Here is a 16,865-nt window from a genome sequence, read left to right on the forward strand (position 1 = left end):
AACGCTGGCAAGCCTTTAAACACTTCTATGATGCCGAAGAAGTTCAATACACAGGTCAGCAATTCCTAGTCGCGCTGGCAGACTATCTAAAAATCAATCTTGACGATGTACCACGCAGCACTCGTTATTACTGGTTTAGCCAAGCAAATCTAAGTTATAACGCCCTTCACTCATATCAGAGCAAGGATTTAGCCCTTGTTGCGTTTGTTGCTGCTAAATGGGCAATCAACAGACGAGCGCAACCCGTGAAATCCGCAACCATCGAAGTTTTAACACTAGCCCTATAAGGAGCAATTACCATGTCTGACAAGTTTACTAACAACGTCCGCGCTCGTTTGTACAAACAGGGTTATCAAGGATTCACTAAAGATGATTACACTTTGGCTGCGAACGCTGTCGAGTGCGATGACCTTGACAATCCCACCAAAGACCAATTGAGCCAAGCCGTTGACTATCTCAAAGTTAAATCGACAAGCCAATTATCTGTAGTTGATGAACCCGTTGAAGAAACCTTTCTAGTAGGGTCAGAAAATGCACAGCTTGACCCGGAACTTGATAAGAGTCAGCTTACAATCGCTTCAAGAGAGATTAACAGCATTACTGTAACTAGCTCAGATAAGCATCAGATTGTAACAGCCCAATCATCGGCGCTGGGGTTTGAGTTAACTGAACAAGAAACATTGAGCATTGCATCCGAGGTTGACGACACCTTTACCGACTACAGCCAATTCATCAGTACTGTAACGGCTGCAATCAAGAACTACGTTGATCAGAAATTTGATGTCATTGAGCAATCATTTGAAACTAACGCCCAAGACTTGCGAGAACACGTCAGCAACAGGGCTTCTAGATTAAACGAAAAGGTTAACAACTTCTCAGGAGACATGAAAGCGGATATGGGAGTCATCCGCCAAAACATTAAAAGCACCCAATTCTCAATCCTCGCAAGGCTCAACGCCGCTCAATAGTGATAAATTGACGCTTTTAGAGTGCTTGGTAATTCGCTCTTGTAGAATGAGCTACTTCTCAAGAATTGCTGTTAGTTTAACTGCACTCGCTGCTGTGATTTTACCCTTGTATAGCTGGGTATATCTGCCAATGCTAGAGCAATCAAGCTATCAGCAATATCTCAAACGAAAGTCAGCTATTGAGCAATATGTAAGGCGAATGGAGTATCACTGCAATCAAATCTTTACCCCAGAGAAGGAATATCGCTGTGAAAAATTCAATCAAGCTAAAGAATCTGGTAACTTCCAAATCACGCCACTTAGAGCGCCAATTAAAAACTAAATTTAACGCATCTACTAACTTAGTAGTTAGAGCGCTAACAGGTGATAAATCAGCCCTGAAGCTAATAGGGCAAATGGGTAATGACGGGGCAAAGATTAGTGAATTTGCCCCACAGGTTAGAGAGCAGATGTTAGCTGCTATCAAAGGGACTGAGGACTTAAACGTAGTCCTGAGTGACATCTACAAACAAGCTGGTGTTAGCGGCGAGAAGATTGAAAGAGCAGTGCAGTCAGCAATTTTAGCTGACACTCATCTAGCAAATATCCTAGAAGAAATGAAGCTTGATTTCACTTCATCCAAGGAGAAAGAAGCGCTGCGCCATCAACAAGCAACAGACCATCTATTGCTGAAAGCATGGGTGGATAAACACATGATGCAAGTTGATGGCGAATATAAAATGTTGCAGACAGAATTGCAGACAGACATTAGACAACAAACAATTGACCTACAACACGATAGAGAACTGGGCAAGTATTACTTAGAAATGGGTGATAACGCTCGTGATGACTTTAAACCGAAAAAGCAATATGCAGGGCGCTCAATTGTACAAAAAATCAAGGATGCCCTATTAGGCTTCTAATAACTAAACCCGTCAGTAACTTTAGCCGTTTGCTGACGGGTTCGAGAAATAATCTGATACAGATATGACATACGACATTGAAGATGAGCAAGAAGAAGTAGTAAGCGAATTTGCCCCAGATACGCCGTTACCAAAAGACTTGATATCACATTTAGAGTCGCGCAAGCAGCACCGGAAAGATGTTATCAATACAACTGAAAAATTGACGAGATTCTTTGTCGGTTGGTCGCTAAATTCTACGGGATTCTTTATAGCTAAATATCTCTTAATAACTGGTGGTGGCGTTAATCTCTGGCTGGCAATTTCGCTCTCATTTTCTATATGCAGCGTTGGCTCTCTCGCTGGGCTGACGGGCTTGAGAGTTAATTACAACAGTGACGGACTAGAGGTAGATAATATGCAAAATGTTTTAAAAACTGCTGGTGGCTTGGTGTTTGCAGGTATCACAACTTGGTTAGCAGTCAAAGACCATCAATATTTTGAGAATTTGACTAAAGAAACAGTCACGCAGATTAGCCAAGATATTCAAACCATTGAAAAACAGAATCCACAATCAGACCCTTGGCTAAGTATTGCAGTCGCGTTGGCTTTATTCATTGGCTCTATTGCAATTATTTTTAAGGGGCGGGAATGAAACAAGGTGTTTTCGAGTTAGCGCTGGCTGGTGTGTGTGGTGTAGCCGCAATCATCGGGCTAGCAACATCGCAAACACGTCAGCCCTACGACCTGACACAAATTCAATTTTGTCCAAGGTCAGCGAATGGTGTACACAGTCAAATAGCTTTGGATAAGCGTTTTTGCAACCAGCCGCGTTTTGTCCTCACTGAAGAATGGCAGCGCTACGGATTGTATGGCAGCATCATTCCCTACAAGGGCGATGCTATTCAATGGGTGCGTGATTTGCCCACAGACAACCCTAATCAGTTGTTAGGATATGGGATTGCAGTTATTGGGCTATGGGGTGTCGTGGGTTGTTTGCTTGTGCGTTCGCAACGCCTCAAGCGCACGGATTATGAACTGGGCGAACTCGAAAAGACTGGCGACTATGCAACTTGGCAGCATAATAAGTACAAACGTGAGATTAAGCAGCATTCGACCCAGCTTTATACTGAACGCTTAAAAGATGGATTAACTGACCTAGACGTTCATTCTCGTAAAGAATTGGGGCTAACCGATGAGGATAACGAACGTGCTAAGGCTCGAATTCAGCTAGAGGATTTTATGAAAGCCCGTGCTGTTAATCATTCTGTGATGGATAAAACCATCTCTGAGAACCTTCGAGACAGGGCGAAAGCCGACCAGGAACGCGGCAAGATTGAGGGCAAAACCAAGAGCGCGATCGCAGACACTGACAATCAGCAATCAGTTGATCAACAACGAGCAAACCAACTGATAGAAGCGCTCAAAGCTCATGAGGATGGCTGGTTGTGGAAGATTATCGACAACTTAACACCACTGTGGTTAATCGGTCGCCAGGGGTCAGGTAAAACTTATACGAGCGCGGCTATAGCTCTTGTTAGAAAGCATTGCTTAGGGATTCCCATCTACTACTTAATTGACCGCCACGCCACTGGGGATAACTCTAAAGCATGGCGATATCTTGATACTCAAAATATTGCAGAGTCCGAGTTAGAGATAGGTACTGCGCTTGATGGTCTGTGTGAACATTGGCTATTAAGAATTAAAGGGAAGAATGACTTAGAGCAACCCGCGACTATCACGCCTGAACAAGTGCTTATTGATGAGTACACCAATCTGAAATCATTGATTGGTGAACCCGCAGAAAAGTTTTATAAACTACATCTGACAGACACCAGGAAAGCAAAAGTTAATGTTACTGGTATCACCCACAATGACACGAATTCAAGCTATCCCGAAGGGACACAAGCAATGAGGGAGGCGGGTACAATCCTTATTCAAAAATTCTCAGCTAACGGTAAAACCCCACTGTCTAGAGTCAAGATTGTTCGCGGTTTGCTTGATGACAATGGCGAGGAATATCTGGATGCAGAGCGTACACTGCCAAGCTGGTTCAACCCAGAGGATATTTACAACCATTTCAACGGTAAGCCGATTGATTTTGATGCGTAAATTTATTACCAGCTTTTTGATAAGAGTAATCTACTATATGTAGGCAATACTTCTCGGTTTTTGGGGAAAAGGGGCCCCTCTGGGGATAAGGGGCAGGGGTAAGGGTAAAGAAAAAACCTTTAACCCAAACCCAGTACCCTTTTCCCCAAACCTGATTCCGAGTTAAAAGTGGGTATTGCCAGTCACTTTATGTATTTCTTTATTCATACAGACCATGTTTAGGTTCCAAAGTTTTCAATCATGCCTATTTTGATGAGCGATATATAACTCTTCCCGGAAACTTTTCTCCGTTAATTCGAGCATATACTCGCAGACAAGCCTGTACCTCGCCTGGAATACCCCCAACCTTCAATGGCAAGTCATAACCCGAAGATAAATTGTGAATATCAGCATACATCCCTGATAATTCTTGAATTCGCACATCATGATCTTCTTCTTTTGCTTTTTTAACTTTCCTAACAAGTATGCGTCGTGATTGTTTCTTGAATTCGCCCCACCATGAATCAGAATCAGCAGGTGGTACGAACACCAGAGAGTTTATAGCCTCATCTATATTTATCCAAGCTTTTAAAACCGTTAGTGAATCTCCACTTTCCTCAGCTCTTAGTGTACGTTGAAAGCGTTCTTTGAGAGCTTCAATATACTTTTTGCGCTGTTCTGGATTTGAAACCAAAGGCATGATATTAAACTTAAATACAGTTTCTAAAGCATGGTGCAAATCTCGTTCTCTATCAACAAAAGATATACAAATAGATACTAGACAAGCTAGTAACTTCACATCCTCAGACAAATGCTCATATCTATTTTCTTGTAAAACTTGCAAATCTAAGGATGCATTTTCAGATAACGATAAGCCCTGAGCCTGGATGCTTCCTTTAAGTCCAGGGTAAATCTCTTCATTTCCTTTGAAACGAAGTTGTAGATTATTTGATATATCCTCTTCAGCTTCAGCTTGTTGAGCTAGTTCTAAAACACGTTTTTTCCAAGTGTTAGCTATTTCCTTTGGAAGCCGTAATATTTTATGTTGAATTTCTTCCCACAACTCTGAATCTGCCTGGCTCTGAAGTTGGAAATCTCCTAGATATTTAATGAGGTCTTTGTCTTTGCCAGGATTAAAAGCATCCCGAAGAGAGGTTAATTTTAACTCATCAGATTTGATTTGCTGAGTATCTTCCAAATCAGAATATTCTTTTGTGGTTGCAACTGTGTTCTGACTTTGGTTCGTAGCGTTATCAACAGAAGATGGTTGCAAAAGACTTTGGATTTCTTCCAACACTTCATCGCATATATCGGCTCCAGGGTCTTGTGGAAATTGTTCCTGAGTCTTCTTTAAAGAAGCTTCTAGCCCGTGCAAACTAGACCGTAAAAACTGAGCTATCACAGAATTATCTGCTGCCAAAAGCTCGCGTAAGTGCTTCATAAATGTCACCTCCAGTTTGACCTTGGTGAAGAGGATGTTTTAAAACAAGGGGCTTAAGCCCCTTGTTGGGCGAATAGAATTCGTTACCACAAATACGAAGTTTACCTGCGCGGACTAACAAAAAATTAAAGGTTTTAAACCCGCGCAGACGGGTAAAGTTTCGTGTAGCCGCTTCCAATCGCCAAAGCTAGTGTAAATGGATAATTTACAACCATCCTCTAATGTATACCGCAAAACGGGTCGCGGTCTTTATCAACATTATTAGGTTGCAAATCCAATTCAGTGCGAAAAACACATCCTTCTTCTAATAGGCATTCTTGATTGTCCGATTCCCAATAGGGAACTTCACCAACGTGCAATCGAAGAATACCTTTTTCATCGAGACTAACGCGATATTGGCAAGGAAATTCTGGAGTCACATCTGGTTTCTTGAGTTCACCAATTCTCAGCCATTTTTGCTCGTTTGTTTGAGAATCTATGTTACGGATATAAAACGTGTGTTTGCCACTTTTGAGAAAATCAGGTAAAGGTTTACTGATTAACCCCTTGACTGGCGGTTGCTTGTTGTCGCTGCTATAGCGGAAATTTTTGAACTTATTATCCTTGCTAGCTGCAAAGACTAGATGATAATCATTTGGTCGATCCACAGCGTTTGACTCTGACACATGGACAGCAATATCTCCATGATTCAAATTTTCTGAAGAAAATAATGCTGGTATTTCAGTAGTTGCGTTAGTTGCTGTTGTTACTTGTGTGACATCAATGCCATTTGCATCGTGATCGTCAATTAAATAATGAGGTTCTTTTCGACAAATTAGAATGCGGATATCCAGCGTAGAATCAATTTCAAACTGAATTTTGATTACTTCTCGAAAGAATTTATCTGAGTGCATTTGAGTATCTGATTTCTTGAGTTCATTCCAGAGATTGTTACCATTGAAGCTACCCCAAAGTTGTAATTGCCCACCCTCGTAGTCTTGACGGTAAATAATGTTGCTCAATTGTATGCCTACCCAATCATCAGTGCGAAGCTTTCCTACCGTATCAGTGGGAGATAGTTGATAAAGTTCTTGTCCGGCTTTAAATATCTCCAATAATGCATCAGTTTGGGTTGTCCGTTTAAAGTTACAAGGCAGATAATAAAACAAGTTTTGAACATCAATATTCAGCTGATTGGCTCCCCTACGCAGCAATGGTTTAGCTTCTTCCGGGTTGAATTCCAGTTGTCTCATTTTTTCAGCATAACAAGCTCCAGCAGAGGTAGCCAGCTTGGTAAATTCTGGATCAAAGATAATACGCTCTGGATTCCACACGAAGTAATCGGACTGGCTAAATTCTTGGTAGATTTCCCGTTGAACCATGTCGAAATTGCAAGTTTTGCCAGACAGAATCAACAAATCAACTTTTTCTGTTTCTGAATCAGAATTTTCTTGGTTATCATCTTCTGTTTCTGAATCAGAATTTTCTTGGTTATCATCTTCTGTTTCTGAATCAGAATTTTCTTGGTTATCATCTTCTGTTTCTGAATCAGAATTTTCTTGGTTATCATTTTGGCTCTTCAAACGACTTTCCATCAATCCCTTAGCAATGCCAATCGCTTCTTTAATCACTGAAAATGCCGCCCGTTCAAATTGCTCGGTGTTGAGGGTGATGGAAAAGTTATTAAAGTTTTGTTCCTTTTGGATATAGTCAATTCCAGTTTGGCTTAGTAGTTCAGAAATTTGCTGCTCAGAGAGAGTAAAGGTTTCTGGTAACTTTTTTCCAAGTTTTCGTTTGGCAGCTTCTGCATGATCCCAAAGGGTATAAAAGGTTTGCAAGCGTTGGGGCGCACCTTGCCAACGGGTGGGTAACACTTGCTCTGCTGTATCTAGAGCATCTTTGTAAGCAGCAGCTTCACGTTCTGGGTATTGTTTATCTATACATTTTAAAAGTGAGCCTTGCTTGTATTCATCTTTTTCGAGAAAGCGCTCGTTGAGATTAGGAATTAAATCTTTGAGTTTGTTACTTTGCAAATCACCTGTTATTATAGCTGTCAGCAGACAGTCAACTATTGCCACTTTCAGCAATCGAAACATTCGCAGAGTAATTAATTCCCCACCTAATTGTAAATGACCGGAAGAGCCTAACAGTTTAGGAGTAATTTGATAATATCGTCCCCCAAGACCCCGGTCTTTCTTATCCTTAAATGAGGGAGTGATATCTTCTAAAGTCAATTTAATCAAGGCTAAGTCAGTTGTTCCGCCACCAATATCCAAGACGAGGACGTTTTGTGACCAATTGTGACCTTCTCGGCGACAACGCGTTTTAAAAGACTCGATACCGATATTTAAATACCCACCAAATTCTCGCCAGAGAAAAAACATGACCACAGCCACAGCTTCGTCATAAGCGGTTTGCACATTATTAATACCAAGGTCTTCTACAAGCTGCTTCACCTGCTTGCGAACAAGTGGTGTTGCTATCGTTGGGTAAGTTACTACCGCCATGTCAAACTTTCCTGTAGAAAAGCTACGACTTGGATCTTTGCGGTAGTTATCGGTTAACTTAATTAAGTGCCCCCAAGCAGCTTGGATCAACTGGTTGACTTTAATTTTTTCTTGTTTTTCATCTATAGTCACTAAGAATTCTCGTTCGGAATCTGGTTTTGAATCTGGTTCGGAATCTTGTTTTTTCTGACCAAAGTAGCGTTTGGGTGAGTGATGAAATCTGCTGATAATTTCTTCTGAGGAATTGCTTGTGTTTTGAGCGATCGCGTTGTTTTTGTTCAGCTTTACTTCTCCACCCATTTTCACTTCTAGAGGAGACAGACTTGTAATTTCCAATTCACTAGAAATTTCTATATTGCGCTTGTCAAGATCCAGAAGAACCGGAATCAGATTTTGAGATTCTAGGGTTGGAACACGGAATACTTCATGATATATCTGGTAAAGTTTTTTGCTGACAGCTTTACGAAACTGCTCACTTTTGCCTAAACAGAGTTCAATTTGGCGAATAGCTTCTAAACATCGCTGTGGGTTCTCACCTCCTTGAAAAACTTCATGTAAGAGATTTGGATCTGTTCCTAAGTTTTTGCTAATGTCATCAACAAACTTTTCCCACTCGTTAGCATTGACACCCGGTAAAGCAACAGTTAGAGAGCGATCCAACCACTCTGCTAAACGTTTGAACAAGCGCGTCTGTTGTTCTTTGGGCAGGAGTTCTGGAATTGGTACTTCAGTAGGATCATAGAGTGTCACAGTGGAGTTAGATGTGCCAAAGTCTATAGCTAACCAACCAGGATATGATTTTTGGTTTCCATTGCTATTGCTTGGCGTTAATTCGTCAGTATTCATTGGCTTTCCGTTTGGTTTTGTTAATGGTTTGAGTGCTAATATTTGCTGCTCCACGGCGGATAGTTTCGCCAGCAAGTCAGAATCTATTGCAGGTCTTTCTGGTTGTGTGGATTGATGCGAGGATGGATTTAATAGAGGTTTGAGTGCTAATATTTGCTGCTCCAAAGCAGATAGTTTCGCTTTCAAGCCTAAGAACAAATCTGAACGAAGATAGCACTTTTTCTCAATACGCTTTGGTTGAGATAGCAGTACATTACCAGTAGCGTCAGAATCAAAATACTCGACTACAAGCTGCAAAGTACAATTGACTGGCTGTATTAAAGGTTGATTGAGCGTACAAGACCCTTGTTCCAATCGAATTGTATATTTTAGAGGTTTTAGTTCTTTCGCTTCAAAGTCTTTGTAAGCTTTTTTAATCTCGGCTGCTAGTTCTTTTGGTGTTCCCTCAACAGAATGGATGATGCGATAAATGTAAGGTATATTGTTCCCATTGCGAGCAACTTCAATTATTGGTAGCAGTAAAACAAGAGGGTTACGATCTTCCGTTTTTAGCTGGAAGTCAGAGAAAAGCTCGATTTTAACAGGCATTTTCTATTTTCCTCACATCCAGAGTAAAATTTTTAAGAGTTGGAAATTTAGAAGTTGTGGTTGTTAATCACTAACTATTATCCATTTCCTAAAATTGAAGTTTCATGACTAGGAATTGAGGCTATTTGTGAGAGAATAGGCGGGACAGTATCAGCTTCATGAATTTCCTGTTTTTCACCTGCAATGTATCTGAGCAATGCCTCTTCTCTTAGCAGTATATCTAGTTCAGGAGTCAAATTATTGAGTATCTCTAAAATTACCTTTTCAAGTTTTTTATTGATTTGGCTTACATACTCTATTATGTGTAGGCTTATGCTAGCAGTTATCTCATCCCGCAGCCGTTGCACGAGCAGAAGTTGATTGGAGATTTGTTGGGAATTAACTTTGGTGTATTCTGATTTGCTATATTCTGATGCCCAATCAAAAATTTGACCACTATCGTGTTTTTGGTCTTTATGTGCTAGAGGAAATACAGTTCTAGTTTCAATAGATTTCTCTTCTGGAGAGGTTTCTGTCCTGATATATTTTTCCCATTGTTCAGGGTTGTAAAGTTGATACACCACAGAAAATATCTCAGCCTGTTCATTAGCAAATTTGTCCCGAATTTCTGTTTCCTTTTCTTCAGAGAGTTTTGCCTTTAATTGCTCAATTTCTGGACTTAATTGATTGGATAAATTTTGTAATAAGTTATTAACTGCTTTTTGGATGCAACCATCAGCAAAAACTTTTAGCTCCTTAACAGTCTTTTCAAATACGTCTAAAAAGTCGTCGCTCTTCGTAGGGATGGCAGACTCTCTTTTCGGAATTACGCTGTTAGATTTTAATGGTAGTGCGATTATGCCATTTTGCGCTCTGTTGAACAGTAATTTCCACTCTTTCCATTCGAGTATTCTATAAATTACTTCATCTCTGATGACATCGCTGATGCTAACTCCTTTTGCGTCTTCAAGTGGCTGTTTTCCTAATTTATCTTTGAAGCCATCGTAGGTTCTATATATTTTCTCAATAGCGTCGCGCAATTGTTTCAAATTTGAACTTTCTTCTGGGTTTATACCTAAGTTTGATAGTATCTGTTTGAGGGTGTCTTGTTGTTGACGTAATTTATCGGCATCCTTGCGAGTATCTTCATATAATTGCTTCAAACTGTGAGCAGCTACGTGGTTGAGGATCAACTCTCTTAATTTGCCGATACCGCCGTCTTGTGCAAAGTAACCAAGCTGTTTACAAAGAGAACTCTGTGGGTCTGTTGCTAAAAGACTCTTGCTTAAGCTTTGCGACTTTTCACGCATCTGCTCAGACTGTTGTAGAGAGATATTATTTGGCTCTTCCAATTTACCTAAGAACTCTGGAGAGCCTACTTTCACTGCACTGGAAACTTTTGCTAAATCTGCCAAACTTATCAGTTGATCTAATAAAACGATGCGGTCTTTTTGGCTTGTCAATGCTGAGGCTTGGTTAATGATAGTTTCGAGGGTGCTAAATTCTTTTAAAACAGATGTTTCTGTTAAGGGATTTTTGGTAGCAGAATTAATCAGTTTGTCAAATTTTTGTTGTTCTATGGAGATCTGATTAAATCGACCTACTCCCACGAGAATAAAATCTTTGAGGTCTTTCCCTGGTCTTTCTTGCTGAATCATACTGAATATTTCATGGGCACTATCGCCTCCGGGTCTACTCCCGTTAAGTAAGATGAGAATCGTCTGTACTTCTGCTAATTCTCGCAGTGACACAAAAGTATCTCTGACTCCCGATTCCGCCGCTCCCAAACCAGGAAAATCTAGTAAAATAAACTTTGCAGTATCTTGTGTTATTCCGAGATTCCAAATTTCTTTGGATATTTTGACATGAATATTTACGCGTCGGATCAGTGAAAAGCTGTTTTTCAATAACTCTGCTGAGGGTCGGTTTTTATTCACAGATACCTTGGCAAGTGAAGGTATATCTTCAAATTTTACTTCTGGACTTACAGACGATGTACTCGTGAGTTTTAAACCCTCACTAGCAGTTGTCTGAGTTATTTTGAGACTTTGATTACACAAATCTGCCCCATAGTTAACATAAGCACGAATAAAAACGATTAACTCTCGCAGCAGAGAACGTAGTTTTGGGTTTTTACTTTGATTCCATGCTGACTCACACCATTTCTCGTAACTATTTAAGGTATCCTGATTCAATGTTTTTGAGGTCAATTGGGGGAAAGCAGTCAGTTCTGGTGCTTGTGCCCGTTTTTCTGCTTCTTTTAACATAAACTTCAGGCATTCTTGAACCTCTGACTGAGAAAGATACTCGACCGTAAAGTCATCAAATTGCGTGGTTTTGAAATCATCTTGCTGAACTAAGTGGATGGCTGTGACGTTGCCTGTTGTAGGAATTTCACTGATTGGTAAGGCATCAGCAAAGCCAATTAGACTACCAATTAGTAGGGTTTTACCACTACTGAATTCTCCCATGATGGCGATTTTCACTGGGGAGGATGCAAGTTCTACGGTTTTGTTAGCGGTATCTTTGAGGCTTTTGAGACAGTCTTGAAGTTGGCGGTTGTCTAAGATTTCATTTGCTGAGGACTGGTATGGTTTCAAGGATTTTAGTCCTCGGAGTATAGACTCGCCATACTCTTTGTATTTGTGAAGTTTATTCAACGTATCTAACGTTGAGGATTCGGTATCTTTCGACTTTAGTGGCTCAACTGCCGAACCAGGGTTTTTATTCTGAGTACCTGAATGTTCGGGTTTAGGAGTCTGTGGGCTTTCTGATGGATGTGTTGTGAGTTTTGTGGGTCTTATAGGTGCAATATCATCCAATCTTTTCTCAATTCTCTCTAGCCAAGCTTTCAGATTAGTTGAATCTAACTCTTTATCTTCTCCCGACTGTAGTGGGGAAATTATTATCTTATCAGATGCTACTTCTAAATCAGGGTCTTTTTTAGATAGGGTTTTAACCTCATCCAATACCTTGTAAATGAGCTGTGTCATTTCTTCATTATTATTTTTAATGTCATCAATATCATCTCGCTTTAATAATGTTTCTTCGATTTTTGCTGTGATTTCCGTGTCTTTAATTTCTACTTTTGGGGTAGGATTATCTCCTGTAGGATTTAGGATTTTTTCTTTGAATTTTTCTAACCCAATTGATGCTAATTCTTTAAGTACATATGGAGCTATATCTAATGCAATGGCGGCGAGTGTTTCTACTAACATCTTATAAATTTCCTATGTTGTTTAGTTGCAAATTTTCTGGTAGATATAGCGTTTCCTAATCACATGAGGTATATCATAGCCCCCTCCTCGCTTGCGGGGAGGGGGTTGGGGGTGGGGTTAATGTGCACAACGACTAGTCTATGTAGTGTATATACAAACTTACAAATGCACAGAAGCTGATTCCAGAAAATCTTACCATTTCAGCTACATATTTGATAGCTTTTTATACTCTGTAAAAATAAAAATAAACTTTTATTGTGAATACCTAATTAAATAGAAGATTTCGAGTTGGAACTATACATCAATTTTATTTCCAACTCAGGACTAGCCCTTTCAAGATGTTGTGTGATGGGCAGATTTGTAGTTTGGTAAAAACAGGTGCAGACTGCCGTTGATGGTTGAGCAGGGGTGAAAATCTGGGACTGGGGCTGCTGGGCAGTGTTGATATCATTTTTTGGTCATTGATATCAATTTCTTCTAAATCTGGTATTGCATCCAGCTTTCATGGTGCATTCCTCCACCTGATGAAGGGAATTAAGTAAAACTTATGAATCAACGAGAGAATCAGGATTGTGGGCGGAGCGATTGATAAGCCAGGGTAAAGTGTGTGAAGTCGTTCACGAAACAATCACCTTTCCAGGGATAATGTTGTGTAATAGTAGGTTTCTACTCATCACACACCTGCCCCTTGTATGAGAACGCTGACGGAATTGGTAGAAGAATGGTTGGACGTGCATCATGGTAAAACAAGGGCTTCGTATCACAATACCATTCGTAAGTTCTTAACTTTTACCTCGGTGGACGCGATCGCCCTAATCCAGATCCGTCATGTTCGGGATTGGTTAGATTTCCTGCAAGAGGCAGACACGACCAAGGTTAAGCATCTCAACATTCTCAAGGCGTTTTTTTCCTATGTGACCAGTTTGGAGAAACCGCCCCTGACTCGCAGTCCTATCCCCAAGCAGTTCAAGTTGCCCAAGCCGAAAGATACCTTGGTGGAGCGTATTCTTACACCGTCGGATGTGGATGCGATGATTGCAGCGACAACTGACAAGCGCAATCGGTTAATTTTAAAAACTCTGTATTTAACTGGGATTCGGGTATCTGAGTTGTGCGGGTTGCGGTGGAAGGATGCGATTGCTTCTCGCGGCGGCGGTGGGCAGATTAATGTTTATGGCAAGGGGGGGCGGACTCGCCGAGTTCACGTTCCCCAGTCGCTATGGGTGGAGTTAATGGCACTGCGCTCTGAAGCGTTGAAGGATGCGCCTGTGTTTGCCAGTGCTACAGGTAGACCCTTGGCCCCTTCCCATATTGACCGAGTGGTGAAAAGGGCGGCGGCAGCAGCAGAATTAGAGAATGCCATGAATGTTTCAGCGCACTGGTTTAGGCACAGTCATGCTACCCACGCATTAGATGAAGGTGTTCCGGTGCATTTGGTTCAGGCTACTTTAGGGCATACAAGTTTGGATACCACGAGTAAATATCTGCACGTAAGCCCTGATAGAAGTTCTGGGGAGGTTTTAGTTAAGCGATGGTCTGAGCCATTTTAAATTTTAGAAAAATTTTTAGGGTTTGAGGCTAAATACGGTATGACAAAGTTAGATATAACCCTGCTGTCTTTCCCTAGTCAGTACCATCTGTAAAATTCATGTAAATTTTACACAAAGTTTTTTCCCTGTTCCCAAATAGTACTTTACTGAAGTGTATTATTTTTATAACTCAGTTACAGTATAACTATGGAACCCATAAGCCTCATCACTGCCATAATGACAGTTCTAACGCCTTTTGTAAAAAAAGGGGCTGAAGAATTTGCTGGTGCCGCAGGTCAGGATGCCTATGAAAAAGCTAAAACTATTTTTGAGTGGCTTAAGGTGAGATGGAATGGTGAGGAAGATCAAGAAGCTTTAAATGTCTTAAAAAACTTTGAGAAGAAACCAGAACGCTATGAGTCAATTCTGAGGGACATTCTACAGGAGAAGTTAGCTCAGGATAAAGAACTATTTGAGCAGTTGTCCAGATTTTTTCCACAAAATAATCCCAAGCTACAAATAGCCCAAAATATGGATGGATCTGAGGATGTGACTGGATTAAAAGCTAACAAGATGAATAAGGGAACCGCAACAGTCAAACAAGATATTAATCAAAGTAAGAAAATTATAGGCGCAGACATAGATAGCATCGGTTGATAAAAATATGGACTGTCCTATATGCGGCTACAAAAATTTGACTGAACATAGCAAGTTTTGTATTGAATGTGATGCAAACATTGAGCAAGTTTCCAAACCACCTGGTGTGCAAATAGAAATTTTGCAGACACTTCGTGATAGTGAAGGTATTGGAATAAAGGTTGACACGATAAATGCTGAAACATTCGTCATAAACTCTCAAAGTAAGCTAGATAATTTTAAAGATAGTTTCTGTAGTCTTGTAGAATGGATGTTTGAAAAATCAGATTCTTGTTCTTTAAAAAAGTTACCCTCTGCTTATGGTAAAGAAGTTTTGCAAGTTATAAAAAAAATCCAAAATTTACGAAATAAGAATAAATATGACTATACTGATTTTGAAATCCAAGTTTTAGATATAGTTTTCAATTTTTGCCATTACTATCTTAACAATGCTAAATCTCGTTCTAAAGAGTTTGCTAACTTCACAAAATCTGATTATTATTCATATCTAGAAAATTTAATAGAATCTGGAAAAAAAATTCGAGTAAGAAATATAAAACTGAGTCTTCTTATTCACCTTGATGATGAAAGAATGTCTAAACTTGTACAAGCACTAGAAGAAGACAAATGAGTTATGAGATTATTAATTAAAATATATTTTGATCTTCTCAAAAAACATCGTGAAAACGAATCATATCCTCAGCTTGAAGTTGTACAAAATAATTTAAAAGAACAATTACATTACTATGAAAAACAATTACTCAGTGCCAGACTACTTATACTAGATATTGAACGTTTCTTATTACGCCCAATTCCAATTCCTCCATTTCTAACAAAAGAATTATTTTCTAGTTTTTTAAATGAAATATATATAGATTTAAAACCTATAAATTTAAAAGTTACCTTGGCTTTAAATACAATTGAAAAGACGATTTCAACACGTATACGCAAAAATAAGATACAGTTAGTGTTTTTGCTATTTGTATTATTATTTATAATTTTATTAATTTTGACAGCTATTTTTACTATTTTCATCAGAAAGAATCTTTTGATTTTTACCATTATTCTAATAGTTATAGTTTATATTTATATATACAAAAAATTAAAAAATATCCGGTATTGGTGCGAAAAAAAAATTCCTATGTTAGAAAACCTATGCCAGCAAACTCAAAATGAAATAGATTCATTGGAAGAACAAATAAGAAATGCTGGTATTTACGATATATCTGATTTAGAAAGACAAGTAGATGAATGGTTAGAAAGAGACAAATTACATTTGATTCAGTTGGGTAAAGACAAGTTAAAAATAGAATTAGAAGACCAAGACCCGATACTTTCCTTTATTGGCATTAATTCTCGTGAGCTTTCAGAGAGTCGCATCCTCATTACAGATAGAGAACTGGAAAAAATAAAAAATAGGTACACCGACTTATTAATAGATAATAATGATGTTTATGAAGAAAAAGGACTTGATGGTAAATACAGGTATGGGATTTATGAGTGCTTTGTAATCTTTTTATGCGAAACTTCTCTTTCTTACTATAAATGCTATTGGAATTTTATTAAAGGTGCGTGTGTAGATGAAGAAACTTGTGAATATCTTTTTTACAGTATAGTTTCTGTGAAAACCCAGGAGAGGTCTTCATTAAACCAACAAGACCCTGACCAAAAAAGAAAATATAGAGATTTATTATCTCTAACAACTATGGATGGAAAAATAGTTTATTTCAAAATGGATGAGGATAAAAAGCAAAAAATTAATTTTAATAATAATTCAAGTAATAAATCGATTTATGTCTCTGATATTAATAAAGCAGCAGAACGTATTAGGTATTGGTTAAGACAAAAACGAGTTGATTATCAAATAACTAAAGATATATATAAATAGTTACTAATTTATCTGTTCATGTTTTACTCTACGAACGACAAGCCAGCCATAGAGCCATACTCAATGAAGCGGGGTGTGTGTAAAGTATCCCAGTGCAGCCCTACCGTGACACTAGCGCTGTTACCGAGCAGGAATTTTTGATTGGCAATGTGCGTAAAGCCCAAAAACTTAGCAGACACGCAAAATTAAATACACTTCTTTACGACGATAACCGCAACCGCGACCAACTGGAGATGTCCGAGCTATTGATGGACGGGTTGGATTGAAGTCGCTATCATATCACTAATGTTTGGTAGCAGTGCCACCCAAGTAGC

At 39.3% G+C, this 16,865-nt stretch carries 14 protein-coding genes; 11 read left to right on the top strand and 3 right to left on the bottom strand.

Annotated elements, in window-relative coordinates; genetic code table 11:
- The 6 genes from CDG79_RS42500 to CDG79_RS20400 all read left to right on the top strand — a co-directional run.
- Positions 1–287 (top strand): hypothetical protein (locus CDG79_RS42500; RefSeq protein ID WP_189525057.1); only part of this gene is annotated, 287 nt, incomplete at its 5' end.
- Between the two features lie 12 nt (positions 288–299).
- Positions 300–968, top strand: coding sequence for a hypothetical protein (locus tag CDG79_RS20385; RefSeq protein WP_094343745.1), 669 nt, complete (start codon positions 300–302; stop codon positions 966–968).
- A 46-nt stretch (positions 969–1,014) separates the two neighbouring features.
- Complete coding sequence (locus CDG79_RS41175; RefSeq protein WP_143855526.1) at positions 1,015–1,290, top strand: hypothetical protein; 276 nt, start codon at positions 1,015–1,017, stop codon at positions 1,288–1,290.
- The gene (locus CDG79_RS20390; protein ID WP_094343746.1) at positions 1,217–1,870 is read left to right on the top strand and encodes a hypothetical protein; all 654 of its coding nucleotides are present in this window, start codon (positions 1,217–1,219) and stop codon (positions 1,868–1,870) included. The genes CDG79_RS41175 and CDG79_RS20390 overlap by 74 nt, the downstream gene beginning before the upstream one ends.
- A 64-nt stretch (positions 1,871–1,934) precedes the next feature.
- Positions 1,935–2,504, top strand: coding sequence for a hypothetical protein (locus tag CDG79_RS20395; RefSeq protein WP_094343747.1), 570 nt, complete (start codon positions 1,935–1,937; stop codon positions 2,502–2,504).
- Complete coding sequence (locus tag CDG79_RS20400) at positions 2,501–3,961, top strand: hypothetical protein (RefSeq protein ID WP_094343748.1); 1,461 nt, start codon at positions 2,501–2,503, stop codon at positions 3,959–3,961. Before CDG79_RS20395 ends, CDG79_RS20400 begins: the two co-directional genes overlap by 4 nt.
- Before the next feature lie 244 nt (positions 3,962–4,205).
- On the opposite strand, the gene CDG79_RS20405 is transcribed toward CDG79_RS20400, so the two are convergent.
- From CDG79_RS20405 to CDG79_RS20415, 3 genes are all read right to left on the bottom strand, one after another.
- Complete coding sequence (locus CDG79_RS20405) at positions 4,206–5,381, bottom strand: hypothetical protein (RefSeq protein WP_094343749.1); 1,176 nt, start codon at positions 5,379–5,381, stop codon at positions 4,206–4,208.
- Positions 5,382–5,599: 218 nt separating this feature from the next.
- Positions 5,600–9,301, bottom strand: a complete 3,702-nt coding sequence (locus CDG79_RS43865; RefSeq protein WP_094343750.1) for a virulence factor SrfB — start codon at positions 9,299–9,301, stop codon at positions 5,600–5,602.
- A 77-nt stretch (positions 9,302–9,378) separates the two neighbouring features.
- On the bottom strand, positions 9,379–12,498 hold the full coding sequence (locus CDG79_RS20415; protein ID WP_094343751.1) for a dynamin family protein: 3,120 nt from the start codon (positions 12,496–12,498) through the stop codon (positions 9,379–9,381).
- Between the two features lie 692 nt (positions 12,499–13,190).
- Here CDG79_RS20415 and CDG79_RS20420 point away from each other — a divergent pair.
- The 5 genes from CDG79_RS20420 (at position 13,191) to CDG79_RS41185 (ending at position 16,817) form a co-directional block, all read left to right on the top strand.
- On the top strand, positions 13,191–14,048 hold the full coding sequence (locus CDG79_RS20420) for a tyrosine-type recombinase/integrase (protein WP_223278228.1): 858 nt from the start codon (positions 13,191–13,193) through the stop codon (positions 14,046–14,048).
- A 186-nt stretch (positions 14,049–14,234) separates the two neighbouring features.
- A complete protein-coding gene (locus tag CDG79_RS20425) occupies positions 14,235–14,684 on the top strand; it encodes a hypothetical protein (RefSeq protein WP_094343752.1) in 450 nt (149 codons plus the stop codon).
- Between the two features lie 37 nt (positions 14,685–14,721).
- Entirely contained in the window at positions 14,722–15,294 is a 573-nt protein-coding gene (locus CDG79_RS20430) for a hypothetical protein (protein WP_189525058.1), read from the top strand.
- Between the two features lie 3 nt (positions 15,295–15,297).
- Positions 15,298–16,551 (top strand): hypothetical protein, encoded by a 1,254-nt coding sequence (locus CDG79_RS20435; RefSeq protein WP_094343754.1) that lies wholly within the window; start codon positions 15,298–15,300, stop codon positions 16,549–16,551.
- A 92-nt stretch (positions 16,552–16,643) separates the two neighbouring features.
- Positions 16,644–16,817, top strand: coding sequence for a hypothetical protein (locus tag CDG79_RS41185; RefSeq protein ID WP_223278229.1), 174 nt, complete (start codon positions 16,644–16,646; stop codon positions 16,815–16,817).
- Positions 16,818–16,865: the final 48 nt, after the last annotated feature.

This window comes from Nostoc sp. 'Peltigera membranacea cyanobiont' 232 (assembly GCF_002245985.1).
Lineage (GTDB): Bacteria > Cyanobacteriota > Cyanobacteriia > Cyanobacteriales > Nostocaceae > Nostoc.

Bases quoted from the DNA above. Each gene is read 5' to 3' on its own strand.
- CDG79_RS20385 (WP_094343745.1), top strand. From the start codon at position 300: ATGTCTGACAAGTTTACTAACAACGTCCGCGCTCGTTTGTACAAACAG.
- CDG79_RS41175 (WP_143855526.1), top strand. From the start codon at position 1,015: ATGAGCTACTTCTCAAGAATTGCTGTTAGTTTAACTGCACTCGCTGCT.
- CDG79_RS20395 (WP_094343747.1), top strand. From the start codon at position 1,935: ATGACATACGACATTGAAGATGAGCAAGAAGAAGTAGTAAGCGAATTT.
- CDG79_RS20400 (WP_094343748.1), top strand. From the start codon at position 2,501: ATGAAACAAGGTGTTTTCGAGTTAGCGCTGGCTGGTGTGTGTGGTGTA.
- CDG79_RS20405 (WP_094343749.1), bottom strand. From the start codon at position 5,381: ATGAAGCACTTACGCGAGCTTTTGGCAGCAGATAATTCTGTGATAGCT.
- CDG79_RS43865 (WP_094343750.1), bottom strand. From the start codon at position 9,301: ATGCCTGTTAAAATCGAGCTTTTCTCTGACTTCCAGCTAAAAACGGAA.
- CDG79_RS20415 (WP_094343751.1), bottom strand. From the start codon at position 12,498: ATGTTAGTAGAAACACTCGCCGCCATTGCATTAGATATAGCTCCATAT.
- CDG79_RS20420 (WP_223278228.1), top strand. From the start codon at position 13,191: ATGAGAACGCTGACGGAATTGGTAGAAGAATGGTTGGACGTGCATCAT.
- CDG79_RS20425 (WP_094343752.1), top strand. From the start codon at position 14,235: ATGGAACCCATAAGCCTCATCACTGCCATAATGACAGTTCTAACGCCT.
- CDG79_RS20435 (WP_094343754.1), top strand. From the start codon at position 15,298: ATGAGATTATTAATTAAAATATATTTTGATCTTCTCAAAAAACATCGT.